Genomic DNA, 12370 nt, shown 5'->3' with positions numbered 1-12370 from the left:
GTCCACGCTTCCCTTCCTTCAATACCAAATTGTCAAAGAACCGAACCGAAGTTCATACCCGAAGACCAAAAGACGCCGGCCTCGAAATCACTTTCGAGCCTCAAGCCCTCGTTTTCGGGAATTTGGAGCGCAGCGCCCCGTCGCCAGCGACTTGGCCGCCGTCGATGAACAGGCTTATACGCACCCACCCCAAAACCGTCAACACTCGTCTGGAAAATTCTGCCCGAAAAATCAGCGCCGCTGATCGCTCCCTGTGCACAACTGCGCAAAACCCGCGCGCGGACGCAACGGAATCCGCCAGAAATCTCGAAATTTCGCTATCCACAGGCTCCAGCGAGCTTTTTTCCCCACCCGGCAAAGCGTGGGAACTCCCTGGCCCTTTCAGCAGAAAGGGGCCCGGACCATGCAGTCCGGACCCCTTTCTTGATCTCGTCTTGCCCCTGTTCTCGCCCACTCCCGGGAAAGGGACAGAGGCGCGCCGGCCCTCAGGCGCGGCTTGCGAGCGCGCGCGGCAGGCCGCGGGCAACCGTCTGCGCGACCGCCGCCACCACGGCGGCCTTCAGCAGATCGCCGGGCAGGAAGATGGTGGACGCGGCCAGGGTCTCCAGGAATGCCTTTTCGGACAGGACCGAGAACCAGGTCACCCCGATGGCATAGAGCACGACGATGCCGCCAAGAACGGCGGAGGCAAAGGCTGCCGGGAAGACCGGCAGGGACCGGGTCGCGCGCATGGTCAGACCCGCCACGAAGGCCGCAACCGGCCAGCCGAAGAGATAGCCGGCCCAGGGCGACTGGAAAACGGCGAGACCGCCGCGACCACCGGCCAGAAGCGGCGCACCGATGGCGACCACTGCCAGGAAGAGCACCACGGCCAGACCACCCCGGAGCGAGCCGAGCATGACGCCTGCCAGCATGACACCCAGGGACTGGGCAGTGATGGGCGTGCCCCCGAGGAAGGGAATGTGCACCGGCGGCATGAAGCCCAGCGCCGCGATGACCGCCGCATAGAGGGCGATCTGAACCAGGGCGCGATCCTTTGCCTGCCCGCTGTTGTGTTCCGTCATGTCTTTTCCTTCTTTACTCGCATGGAGCAATCCCGCGGCCGGGACTGCCGGGCGAAACTGTCCGGCGGGGCGATGGGCCCGGCGCCGGGAATTCTCATGGCTCGGGCCGGAAGCCGGCCGCGCCGCCGCGCGCTGTCAGGGCCTCGGCCACCTGATCGGACAGGCGCAGGGCCTGGATCAGGAGGGGGGGCAGAAGCGCGCGCATCTTGCGCCACTTGCCATACCATCTGGTCCGGCGGCGGCCCAGTCCCCTTTCGGAGGGGTCCCGGGCGCGCCAGGCTTCGTCCAGGGCCTCCCGGATTCCTGCCAGCACCGGCACGAAGCGGATGACCAGCACCATGGCCAGCGCCGGCAGCCGGGGCGAGATCCCGATCCAGGCCAGCGGCCGGAACAGGGGCTCGATCGCCGCCAGCATGGCATCGAGGCGGGTGGTGAGCGTGACCAGATGAGCAAGAAGCACCATGGTGCACAGACGCAGGACCACGAGGAGGCCGAGGGACCAGTCGCCGGGCAGGCCGTGAACAAGCAGAATGATGACCAGGATCGGCCAGAGCGGCCGCAGCACCTGCAGGCGACGGATCCAGCCTTCGCCGAGCACGGGATAGAGTGCCAGGGTGGCCGCCAGCGCCAGGGAAAGCTGCGGCACGCTGCGCAGCTGCATGATCAGAATGCTGACGAGAAGCAGGACAATCAGCTTCCAGCCTGCGGCAAGACGATGGAGCCAGGAGCGCCCCTCGACATAGAGACAGATCACAGGTGCCCCTCCGACCAGCCGCCCGGTCCCGCCAAGGTCGCGCGGCGCTCGATCTCCCGGTCATAGGCCGCCAGAACCGTCGCCGGATCGCCATCCCCGCGCAACCGGCCATCCTCGATCCAGAGGATCCGCTCGAAGCCCTGAAGGTGGGCGCGATCGTGACTGATCAGCACCAGCCGCTGGGGCAGCGCGGCCAGCCACTCCTGCAGGCGGCGGCCGGCGAGCCCGTCGAGGGCGGAGAAGGGCTCGTCCAACAGGATCACCGCCGGCTGCATGATGAGAACGGCGAGGATCGCCACAAGCTGCTTCTGGCCCTCGGACAGGTCGGCTATGGGCCGCGCCGCCAGATGGCCGGCCCCGTGATCGACAAGGAAGGTCCGTGCGGCGGCCAGAGCCTCGTCCCTGGGCCGACCAAGCTGGGTCAGGCCGAAGGCGACATCTTCCTCGACAATGGGAAAAATGGCCTGATGGTCCGGGTTCTGGAAGACAAAGCCCACGTGACGGGGAAGAGCTGCCGGATCGAGAGCCGCATCGACGCCGAAGATCTCGAGGTGGCCGGAGGTCGGCTGACGCAGACCGTTGAGCAGGCGGATGAAGGAGCTCTTGCCGGAACCGTTGAGGCCGACGATGCCAATGCGGGCCTCGCGCAGCTCCAGGGTAAGGTCCTGAAGGATGGTCCGCCCGTCGATCTCCAGACCGACAGACGACAGGCGTGCCCAGGGGTCGGCCTTCAGGTCGAAGACCGCCGCTGCCGTCCGTTGCGTCTCAGCTCGCTTGCGCCAGAACACCCGATGCTCCCGGTCTTTCCTGCCCCTTGCGCTGGCGCTTATTCACCGGGACAGGCGGATTGTCAAAGCCTGCGCGCATGTGCGGCTGCCGCAAGGCGAGAATGTGGGGTTAACGGTTAACCCTGTTTGTCACGACATTTTTAACGAAGGGGGCGCAGACTCGCGCGCTCAAGCCCTCTTTCTCACTCCTGTCGCAAGGGATCTGTCCCATGGCTTCCCGCCTGAAGACCGTCGCCATTCTCGTTGTTCTCGGCCTCGCGCTTTCCGGCTGCGGCTCGGTTGCCGGCGTGACCGGGCTCGGCTGGATGACCGGCTCGAGTGATGCCATCGCCTATAATGACACGGAATGGTGCGTGCCGCGAAAGCTGAAGAAGGTACTGAACCGGGTCGCGGCCACCTATGGGCCGGTGAAGGTGCATTCCACCAAGCGCTGGTGGCTGGAGAACTGGTGGAAGGGAGGAGCAAAGGACTCCTATCACCTGAACTGCCGCGCGGTGGACTTCTCCGTCAATGGCTCACCGGCTTCCGTGATCGCCTTCCTGAAGGCGCAGCCGGAGGTGGGCGGCTACAAGCACTATTCCTCCGGCCACTATCACATCGACACCGGCCCGCGCCGCACCTGGTGATGCGGCCCTGGCCCGACAGGCCGGGTCAGCGGAACTCGCCCAGCTCCAGCGCCATTTCCCAGGCCACCGGATCAAAGCCGGTGAAGCGTCGGCCTTCGGCCTGCACCAGCGGGCGCTTGATAGTGGAAGGGTGCTCGATCATCACCGCCACGGCACTGGCGGCATCGGTCACACCGTCCTTCACCTCGTCGTCGAGCTTGCGCCAGGTGGTGCCGCGCCGGTTGAGAACCGTGTCCCAGCCGAATTCCCCGACGAAGGCCTGAAGCACCTCCTCGTCGACGCCGTCCTTCTTGTAGTCGTGGAACTGGTAGGAAATGCCCGCCTCATCCAGGAAGGCGCGGGCCTTCTTCACGGTGTCGCAGTTGCGGATGCCATACATCTTCATGGGAAACCTCGCCTTCGGGCCTGTCTTTGATCTTGGCCGCAGATTTGCCGCAGGCCCCGCCCAAGGCAAGGCCTGCGCTCACGAAAGCGGGGAAAACCGGCGGATCGGCCAACAGAAGACCGGACACCCGCCCGCCCAGATCACGGCTCAGCCGACCAGCTTGCCCGGGTTCAGCAAGGCGTGGGGATCCGCGTGACGCTTGAATTCGGGCTGGGGTGCATCTACCCGCTTCCAGCCCGCATTGTTGAGAACATAGCTGTGCGGATCGGAGACCTGTGCGCCCAGCGCCTCGATCTCGGTGATGATCTCGCGCAGGCGCGGTTCGGTGGTGAAGGTGACCAGCGGCAGGGCGGAACAGGTGACGCGCCCGAACCGGCGCTGGAACTCCAGATGCATCAGAACCTCATCCCCGAAACGGGCGGCGATGCGCGAGACGGCCGCCAGATTGCCCTCTGGCGGGAAACGCAGCTGCAGATAGGTGATGGACGGATCGCGCTTCAGCGCATGCAGTGTCGTGTGGTTCCAGGTGTATTCGTAAAGAGGCGCGAGAGCGCCCTTTCCCTCAAAGGCCGCGCGGGTTGCATCCGCCGCAGAGCGGGCAAAGACCACCTCACCGTCAAAGCCCCGGGCCAGATCCTCGAGCGCGCGGGCCTGAGGCTCGCTCACCATGACGATGGCTGCAGCGCGGCCCTCCGGCACGGCCTTGCCGAGGCGGCCCAGCCGGGGCGGAATGCGCGGGTCGAAGACGGAGACCAGCTTCTTCGCGATGCCGTCGGCTTCCGTAAAGGCCTGGCCGAAGGCGGCGGCGCGTTCCAGATCCGGGAAGGCCAGCAGACGTTCCGCCCAGGGATGCGCCGGGGCGAGCGGGACGGTGACCGAGACGATGATGCCGTTGATCCCGTAGGCGTGGAGCACCTTCAGGACATCCGGGCCCTCGAGGGTGATCAGCCGCGGCTCTTCTTCCACCGTGACCACCTGGACGGCAAGAACCGCGCCCGGATCAGCCAGCTGACCCCAGGTGCAGGATCCGGCGCCCGCAGCTCCCCCTGCGACGAAACCGCCGATGGTCGCCTGCTTGCGGGTGGAGGGATAGAACCGCAGCTCTTGGCCGTCAGGGGCCAGCGCCTTGTCGATCTCCAGCATGGTGGCGCCCGCCTCGAAGGTGCCAACCGCCGGGGCGACTTCCAGCACCCGATCGAGGCCGCCCATGTCGAGCACGATGCCGCCCTCCAGTGGAACGGCCTGTCCGTAATTGCCGGTTCCCCCGCCGCGGATAGTGACGGGCAGGCGCAGGCGGGCGGCGGCGGATGCCACCTGCATCACCCCTTCCACGTTCACAGGGCGCACAACGATTTCCGCACGGCAGTCCTCGAGCTGAGGCTTCAGAACCGGCGAGAACCAGAAGAAGTCCCGACTTTTAAGGCGCAGCGTGGCGGGATCCGTGGCATGATCAATCTTAGAGATCGCTGCGGTGAACTCCTGCAACCGGGTCATGATGGGCTTTCCTTCCTGTCTGGTCGGGCCCGGCCTTGCGCTGCAACGGGCCAGGATCCTCAGCGCCCGATGCTTGCAAGCCACGCGCCAGATCCGCCAGACGAGAGACCTAAATGGGCGAAGCGGCCGCAGGAGCGCGTGCCGCGCCACCCTGAACCCGGCCCGGCGCCGAAGCATGTTGCCCGGAGGGGGCAGAGACAGGTGATTGAAAACAAGGCAAATCCCCCGGGCAGGGGATCAATTCTTCAGCAGACGCGTCTGGTGTGCGGGCTCATCCTGTTCACCTTCGTCTTCTTCCACTTCCTCAACCATGCCTTCGGCAACGTCTCGCTGGAGCTGATGGACTGGGGTCAGTCCCTGCGCGGCATCGTGACGGGTTCGACGCTGTTCCCCTGGATCTTCTATGGCGCGATGGTTCTTCATGCGCTGCTCGGGCTGTGGAAGCTGGCCGAACGGCGGACCCTGCGGATGCCCCTTTGGGAGGCGGCGCAGATCGTTCTGGGCCTGCTCATCCCCTATGTGCTGATCAAGCACATCTTCGTCACCCGCGGTGCCGAGATGGCCTATGGCTCGGCCATTTCCTACCGCCACGAACTGACGGCCCTGTGGCCGGGCGATGCCTGGTGGCAAAGCGGGCTGCTGGTGATCGTTTGGCTGCACGGGGTTCTCGGGCTGCACCACTGGCTGAAGCTGAAGAGCTGGTATCGCCGGATCCAGACCGAACTTGCCATCACAGCGGCTGTCCTGCCGCTGCTGGCGCTGACCGGATGGATTTCCGCCGCCCGCCGGCTGGAGCTGGCCGGCCTGCGCAAGCTCAACGTGACGCCCTATCAGAAGGCGGAGCTGCTGGATCTGGTGCTGATGGTCCGGCTCGGCGTCTATGGCCTGATCGTGTTTATCCTGCTGGGACTGGTCCTGCGGTATGGCATTGCCTTCTTCCAGCGCCGGATCGCCATCACCTATCTGGACGGGCGAACCGTGCGCGCCGCCCCGGGGCCTACCCTTCTGGAGATCAGCCGCATGAAGGGCGTGCCGCACATGTCGGTCTGTGGCGGGCGGGCACGGTGCTCCACCTGCCGGACCCTGGTGCTGGCCGGAGAGGCGGATCTGCGCGCGCCCGGCCCCACCGAGGCGCAGGTGTTGAAGCGGATCGGAGCCAGCAGCAACGTGCGGCTGGCCTGCCAGATCCGGCCGATGACGGACATGGTCGTCCGCCCCCTGATGAGCCACGGCCGCAAGCTGCAGGCGCCGGGCCTTGCGGACCGGTATCGCTGGGGGGTGGAACAGCCGGTGGTGGTGATGTTCATCGATCTGCGCGGCTTCACCGCCATGAGCGAAGGCCGGCTTCCTTTCGACGTGGTCTTCATTCTCAACCGCTATGTGGACGGTGTGGTCAAGACCGTGACCCGCAACGGCGGGGTGATCGACAAGGTGATGGGCGACGGAGTGATGGCCCTGTTCGGCGTGGATCAGGACATGGGCCGCGGCGCCCGCGACGCGCTGGTGTGCATCGACGCCCTTGGCCGAGAGCTGGAGCAGGTGAACCTGGACCTGAAGGGGCACCTGTCCGCTCCGCTGAAGATCGCGGTCGGCCTGCATGGGGGCACCTGCATCCTCGGGCGCATCGGTCTCGACAGTCAGGCAGGCGTTGCCTCGGGACTGACAGCCCTTGGCGATGTAGTCAATGTGGCCAGCCGTCTGGAAGGGGTCGCCAAGGAGGAAAACGCTCTCGCCGCCGTGTCCCACGATGTCATCACTGCAGCCGGGCTGGGCATGCCTCCGGAAGACAGCCTGCGCCAGGTCAGCATTCGCGGTCGCCAGCAGCCCCTTGCGGTGATCTGCCTGCCCCAGGAGGCGGGGATCACCATCCTCACCAGCCCGAGCCGCACGGATGCGGCGTGACGACAGCTGCAGAGCTCCCTGTTGCGGGGGGCGCTGTCGTCTGGGGAAGGGAAGTCGTGAAAAAGGGAGAGAGGCTTCCCTCTCTCCCCGTGAAAAAATAAAAATTCTCGAAAGAAATGAGCCAATTACATAAAGTAAGTGACAAGCCCTTAAATACGGCGGACCGGATTTCTAACGTAGGGTAATTATAACAAGATCTGACACTGATGGAAACAGCTATCTAGCCAAAAATTGCGAGACTCAGCGTCATCTAGTGCAGAAGATTCCGGCAAGCTGCTGCAAGTTGCAGCAACACAAGGAAAATCGCGGATCATGTTCCGCAGTGAAAGATAAGGCGATCGGACAGGGCACGTCCTGACGGGACACCCAGAGGCACACGCATGAAATGCCCTCGGGATCGAACGACCGTCGGCCCCTTTGGTTCCAGCCTCATGGGGGTTCCGGCCTCACGGGAGGCCCCTGCTGAAAATTCCTGTGTCCTTTGCTCCACCGCCCCGTTTACGCCTCTTTATCGGTTAGGGTTTCGTCCCTATCTCCGATCCGACCCTTCCGCTGCCCGACCCTTCCTCAGATTGCCGCAGTCCTCATGCTTCCTGATCGTACTGCCCTTCGCGCTGCCGCCCTGCCGCTTCTGGCGCTCCTTCTCGTGATCCCGGCTCTTCTGGTCAGCCTGTCCGGCTGGCTCGGTGGAGACCACGAGACGCTGGCCCTTGTCGCCTCCGGCTGCGCTGTCGCCTCCGCGCTGCTGGCCGCCCTCGACCTGTTGCGCAGCGGGCTGACGGGCAAGGCTGGACGAAGCGTGAGCGTGATCGAGACGCTGGCCCTCGGCATCGGAACCGCCCTCATCGGCCTTGACGGCGCGCTGTATTTCTCGGTCGGCCTGTCGGCCCAGACGGTTCTGCCGGCGGTGGCGACGGCCGCGCTTCTTCTGATCCTGAGCGCCGGCGCGCGGGTTCTCGTGCGGCTGGATATGACCGAACCTTCGCCCTTCCGGAGCCGCAAATCGCTGCTGATCCAGTGCGCGGCCGCGACGTCGCTCGGCGTGCTCGCCGGGCTCTACGGCTTTGCCGGCCTGACCGGGACGCCCGATCAACCCAACTTCGCGCGGCTGGTCGAGAACGCGCTGGCGACCGGCGGCAGCGTTCTGCTTCTGCTCTGGCCGCACGGCATGGATCTCCTGGCGCGTCAGCTCACCCGCATTGCCAACCGGCACGCCCGGGCCCGCGGTCTGGTTCTGGCCGACGTACAGCTGCTTCGCGAGATGCGCAGCCTGGGCGCGGTGGTCTTCGACCGGCCGACGCTGATGACCTCCGAGCGCTTTGTGGTGACGGACGTGAAGGCCTTCGACAAGCAGCCGGAGGTGCTGCTGTCGATTGCGGCGACCGCCGAAGCCTTTGCCCAGCACCCGATCGGCACTGCCATTCGCGATCTGGCGCGGGACTGGGACGTGCCCCAGGAAAAGCCGGTTGAGCATGAGGAAGCGCCGGGTCTCGGCATCGTCGCGATGATCGGGGACGAACCGGTGGCGGTGGGCAACACCGCCCTGATGGACCGGCTGAAGATCGACACGTTCACCGCGACCTCCCTGTGCCGCACCTTCGAGAGCGCCGGCAAGATCTGCGTGCTCGTGGCGGTGGGACAACGGGTGGTCGGCGTGCTGGCGCTGCAGGGTGTGCTGCAGGCTGCGGCCCCCGATGCGGTGCGCGCCCTGCGCCAGAACGGATGCGCCTCGCTGATCGTTTCCGGCGTCAGCGCGCCGGCCACCCGCTGGCTCACCGATGCCATCGGCGCGGAAGGGTTCCGCCATGGCATCGCCCCCCAGGAGCGGGCCAGTGCCGCCGCTGCGGCCGTCGGTCACCTCAATGCGCTGTTCATCTACCGGCCGCAACGGGCCCCGAACAGCCTGCTGATCTGCCTGCTCAAGCGTAACGACGAGCGCGGGATCAAGCAGGTGGCCCAGGTGCTGGACGGAAACCTGATGGCCGTGCCGGGCCTGCTGAGCTTTAATGACCGGATTGCCCTGCGCGAGAAACGCATGACCCTCTGGAACCTCGTGCTCGCCGGCATGCTGTCCGTTCCGGCCGGACTGGGGCTAATCCCCCTGGCTCTCGCCCTCCTTCTGGCCCTTCTTCCCCTTGCCCTGAGCAGTCTGGACATCGGTTCGGCGCGGGCAGGGCTTGCCAGAACCCCAGCTTCCGATCACCCTGCGCAGCCGGACCGGTCACAGCTTCGTCCAGCCCCCGAAAACCAATAGGGCGATGCGCTGCCAACCCGGCCTGACGAGGAGAGGAAAATGACGACGTCCACCAAGGCGCCGCGCCTGCGGTCCACGGCATGGTTCGACAACCCGGACAACCCGGGCATGACCGCGCTCTATATCGAGCGCTATCTGAATTTCGGGCTCACCCGCGAAGAGCTGCAATCCGGCAAGCCGATCATCGGGATCGCCCAGACGGGCTCGGACCTCTCCCCCTGCAACCGGCATCACCTGGAACTCGCCAAGCGCGTACGCGAGGGCATTCGCGAGGCGGGCGGCATCTGCTTCGAGTTTCCGGTGCATCCGATCCAGGAAACCGGCAAGCGCCCCGGCGCCGCGCTGGACCGCAACCTGGCCTATCTGGGCCTGGTGGAACTGCTCTACGGCTACCCGATCGACGGGGTGGTGTTGACCATCGGCTGCGACAAGACCACGCCGGCGTGCCTGATGGCAGCGGCCACGGTGAATATTCCGGCGATTGCCCTGTCCGTGGGCCCGATGCTGAACGGCTGGCACAAGGGCGAGCGCACCGGCTCGGGCACGATCGTCTGGAAGGCGCGGCAGATGCTGGCGGCCGGCGAGATCGACTACAACGGCTTCATGGATCTGGTCGCCTCCTCCGCCCCCTCTGTGGGCTATTGCAACACCATGGGCACGGCCACGACCATGAACTCGCTGGCAGAAGCCCTCGGCATGCAGCTGCCCGGTTCCGCCGCCATTCCAGCGCCCTACCGCGAGCGGGGACAGGTCGCCTATGAAACCGGTCGGCGCATCGTCGACATGGTGTGGGAAGACCTGAAGCCCTCCGATATCATGACCCGCGAAGCCTTCGAGAACGCAATTGTCGTGAACTCGGCCATTGGCGGCTCGACCAATGCGCCGATCCATCTCAACGCCATTGCCGCCCATCTGGGGGTGAGCCTCGACAATGACGACTGGCAGGAGATCGGCCTCGACATTCCGCTGCTGGTCAATCTCCAGCCTGCGGGCGCCTATCTCGGCGAGGACTATCACCACGCCGGCGGTGTGCCGGCCGTTGTCGCCGAGCTGATGCGCCACGGCAAGCTGCCGCATCCGGGTGCCAGGACCGTCAACGGCCAGTCCATCGGCGACAATTGTGCCGGCCGGGAGATCGAGCTGCCCGACGTGATCAAGAGCTATGACGCGCCGATGAAGGAGCGTGCCGGCTTCCTGAACCTGAAGGGCAATCTCTTCGACAGCGCGATCATGAAGACCTCGGTGATCTCGGAAGAGTTCCGCAACCGCTACCTGATCAATCCGGATGATCCGGAGGCCTTCGAGGGGAGGGCGATCGTCTTCGAGGGGCCGGAAGACTATCACGACAACATCGACAATCCGGATCTGGGGATCGACGAGCATTGCATGCTCTTCATTCGCGGCACCGGGCCGATCGGCTATCCGGGGGGCGCCGAGGTGGTGAACATGCAGCCGCCGGCAGCCCTCATCAAGCGCGGCATTACCTCCCTGCCCTGCATCGGCGATGGACGCCAGTCGGGCACCTCCGGCTCGCCGTCGATCCTCAATGCCTCGCCGGAAGCCGCCGCCATGGGCGGGCTGGCGCTGCTGAAGACCGGCGACCGGGTGCGCATCGACCTGCGCAAGGGTACGGCCAACATCCTGATTTCCGATGAGGAGCTGGCCCAGCGCCGGAGCGATCTGGAGGCTGCGGGCGGCTTTGCCTATGCCCCGCACCAGACCCCCTGGCAGGAAATCCAGCGCGCCATCGTCGACCAGTTCGACAAGGGCATGGTGCTGAAACCGGCGGTGAAGTACCAGGACGTGGCCCATACCAAGGGCCTGCCGCGGGACAATCACTGACCGACAGGAGCGGCGAGAGGGGATTTGCGGCACAGGCCGAGGATCTCCTCTTGACGATTACGTAAACGGTATGCTTCTTGAGTTTCAAACCGGCGGAGCCCCTGCCGGAGCACAGTGACCCTTCCGAGGAGGAAACCATGAGCCTTGAATCCCTCACCGAAGCCGTGAAGTCCAAGGTCGCCGGCGGCGGCATCGACGAGAGCGTAAAGTTCGACATGGGCGCTGACGGCCAGATCTTCGTTCAGGGCTCCAGCGTTTCGAACGACGACGCGGATGCCGACTGCACGATCAAGATCTCCGCAGACAACCTGAAGGACCTGCTGGACGGCGAACTGAACCCGACCGCAGCCTTCATGAGCGGCAAGATCAGCGTCGAAGGCGACATGAGCGTCGCGATGAAGCTCGGCTCCATCGTCTAAGACCGGGCGTCTGAGAACCGGACTTCCAGAACCGGGCGATCTGCGGATCGACATGACATGAAACGCCGGCCGCCCCTTCATGATGACGGGGGCGGGCCGGCGTTTCGCTTTTCAAGGGGCGGTCACTGGGCGGTCACTTGCGCAAGTCTGCGAGCTCCGCCTCCAGCTCGGCGATGCGCGCCTTCTGCCGGGCCAGCTCCTCGTTCACCTGCGCAGGCGAAAGCAGCCGGGGAATGTGCTGCGGGCAATTGGCATCCCAGGCCTTGATCGTGAAGAGGATGACGCGCTCCGGGCGGGCCCGGTAGCCTGTCGGCGCCAGCCGCTGCAGCAGCGCGGGATCATCCTCGACCACCCGGGCTTCCCCCCAGATCTTCACCCGCTCCCGGAAGGCGTAATCCATCAGGAACAGGTGGGCTCTCGGGTTCTCTGCCAGGTTGCCGAGGGTGATGTATTGCCGGTTGCCGGCAAAATCGGCGAAGGCAATGGTCTGCTCGTCCAGCACATGCAGGAAGCCCGCAGGCCCGCCGCGATGCTGGATATAGGGCTGGCCCTGCGCATTGGCGGTTGCGAGATAGGCGCTGGTGCGGTTTGCGAGAAAGCGTTCCAGGAACGGGGTGATCCGGGTTTCCCAGGCGCCTCCCTCTTCCATATGCGCATAGATCTCGCGCGATCCCTTGGCGCTCTGGATCGCCTTGACGGTTTCGGTGAAGGCCACATCGCTTGAAGGCACAGATGCGGCCCCGTGCTCTTTCCGGGTCATGGCAGCCTCGATTGTCGGGAAAAGGAAAGAAGGGTCCCGGTGGGCATGAGGGGCGAAAGGCCCACCGGGTCCGTTCAGGCCG

The 12370-nt window shown here is 65.4% G+C and carries 11 protein-coding genes; 5 read left to right on the top strand and 6 right to left on the bottom strand.

The features are described from left to right. Window positions 1–485: 485 nt before the first annotated feature. From FR728_RS14405 to FR728_RS14395, 3 genes are all read right to left on the bottom strand, one after another. Window positions 486–1064: a biotin transporter BioY gene (locus tag FR728_RS14405; protein ID WP_149893416.1), complete on the bottom strand. Its 579-nt coding sequence runs from the start codon at window positions 1062–1064 to the stop codon at window positions 486–488. Between the two features lie 94 nt (window positions 1065–1158). After that, the gene (locus tag FR728_RS14400) at window positions 1159–1818 is read right to left on the bottom strand and encodes an energy-coupling factor transporter transmembrane component T family protein (protein WP_149893415.1); all 660 of its coding nucleotides are present in this window, start codon (window positions 1816–1818) and stop codon (window positions 1159–1161) included. After that, window positions 1815–2606, bottom strand: coding sequence for an energy-coupling factor ABC transporter ATP-binding protein (locus FR728_RS14395; protein ID WP_149893414.1), 792 nt, complete (start codon window positions 2604–2606; stop codon window positions 1815–1817). Before FR728_RS14395 ends, FR728_RS14400 begins: the two co-directional genes overlap by 4 nt. Window positions 2607–2815: 209 nt before the next feature. Here FR728_RS14395 and FR728_RS14390 point away from each other — a divergent pair, with 209 nt between their 5' ends. Beyond that, a complete protein-coding gene (locus FR728_RS14390) occupies window positions 2816–3232 on the top strand; it encodes a YcbK family protein (RefSeq protein WP_149893413.1) in 417 nt (138 codons plus the stop codon). A gap of 25 nt (window positions 3233–3257) precedes the next feature. On the opposite strand, the gene FR728_RS14385 is transcribed toward FR728_RS14390, so the two are convergent. Beyond that, window positions 3258–3617 carry an ArsC family reductase gene (locus tag FR728_RS14385; RefSeq protein ID WP_188318913.1) on the bottom strand — a complete coding sequence of 120 codons (360 nt, stop codon included), beginning with the start codon at window positions 3615–3617 and terminating at the stop codon, window positions 3258–3260. Window positions 3618–3764: 147 nt separating this feature from the next. Then, a complete protein-coding gene (locus FR728_RS14380; protein ID WP_149893412.1) occupies window positions 3765–5111 on the bottom strand; it encodes an FAD-binding oxidoreductase in 1347 nt (448 codons plus the stop codon). A 261-nt stretch (window positions 5112–5372) separates the two neighbouring features. Between FR728_RS14380 and FR728_RS14375 the strand changes: the two genes are divergently transcribed. From FR728_RS14375 to FR728_RS14360, 4 genes are all read left to right on the top strand, one after another. Beyond that, window positions 5373–7013, top strand: coding sequence for an adenylate/guanylate cyclase domain-containing protein (locus FR728_RS14375; RefSeq protein ID WP_208998823.1), 1641 nt, complete (start codon window positions 5373–5375; stop codon window positions 7011–7013). Window positions 7014–7599: 586 nt separating this feature from the next. Further along, window positions 7600–9267 (top strand): HAD family hydrolase, encoded by a 1668-nt coding sequence (locus tag FR728_RS14370; RefSeq protein WP_149893410.1) that lies wholly within the window; start codon window positions 7600–7602, stop codon window positions 9265–9267. 39 nt (window positions 9268–9306) lie between these two features. Continuing rightward, a complete protein-coding gene (locus FR728_RS14365; protein ID WP_149893409.1) occupies window positions 9307–11109 on the top strand; it encodes an IlvD/Edd family dehydratase in 1803 nt (600 codons plus the stop codon). Between the two features lie 137 nt (window positions 11110–11246). Beyond that, a complete protein-coding gene (locus FR728_RS14360; protein WP_149893408.1) occupies window positions 11247–11528 on the top strand; it encodes an SCP2 sterol-binding domain-containing protein in 282 nt (93 codons plus the stop codon). A 133-nt stretch (window positions 11529–11661) separates the two neighbouring features. Here FR728_RS14360 and FR728_RS14355 read toward each other — a convergent pair whose 3' ends face one another. Further along, the gene (locus tag FR728_RS14355) at window positions 11662–12288 is read right to left on the bottom strand and encodes a pyridoxamine 5'-phosphate oxidase family protein (RefSeq protein ID WP_149893407.1); all 627 of its coding nucleotides are present in this window, start codon (window positions 12286–12288) and stop codon (window positions 11662–11664) included. Window positions 12289–12370 lie beyond the last annotated feature (82 nt).

Source organism: Roseibium aestuarii (assembly GCF_008477545.1).
In the GTDB taxonomy this organism is placed as follows: domain Bacteria; phylum Pseudomonadota; class Alphaproteobacteria; order Rhizobiales; family Stappiaceae; genus Roseibium; species Roseibium aestuarii.
The sequence above is the reverse complement of the archived record's forward strand: the minus strand, read 5'-3'. Positions and strand labels throughout refer to the sequence as shown.

Bases quoted from the DNA above. Each gene is read 5' to 3' on its own strand.
- FR728_RS14405 (WP_149893416.1), bottom strand. From the start codon at position 1,064: ATGACGGAACACAACAGCGGGCAGGCAAAGGATCGCGCCCTGGTTCAG.
- FR728_RS14390 (WP_149893413.1), top strand. From the start codon at position 2,816: ATGGCTTCCCGCCTGAAGACCGTCGCCATTCTCGTTGTTCTCGGCCTC.
- FR728_RS14385 (WP_188318913.1), bottom strand. From the start codon at position 3,617: ATGAAGATGTATGGCATCCGCAACTGCGACACCGTGAAGAAGGCCCGC.
- FR728_RS14380 (WP_149893412.1), bottom strand. From the start codon at position 5,111: ATGACCCGGTTGCAGGAGTTCACCGCAGCGATCTCTAAGATTGATCAT.
- FR728_RS14370 (WP_149893410.1), top strand. From the start codon at position 7,600: ATGCTTCCTGATCGTACTGCCCTTCGCGCTGCCGCCCTGCCGCTTCTG.
- FR728_RS14365 (WP_149893409.1), top strand. From the start codon at position 9,307: ATGACGACGTCCACCAAGGCGCCGCGCCTGCGGTCCACGGCATGGTTC.
- FR728_RS14360 (WP_149893408.1), top strand. From the start codon at position 11,247: ATGAGCCTTGAATCCCTCACCGAAGCCGTGAAGTCCAAGGTCGCCGGC.
- FR728_RS14355 (WP_149893407.1), bottom strand. From the start codon at position 12,288: ATGACCCGGAAAGAGCACGGGGCCGCATCTGTGCCTTCAAGCGATGTG.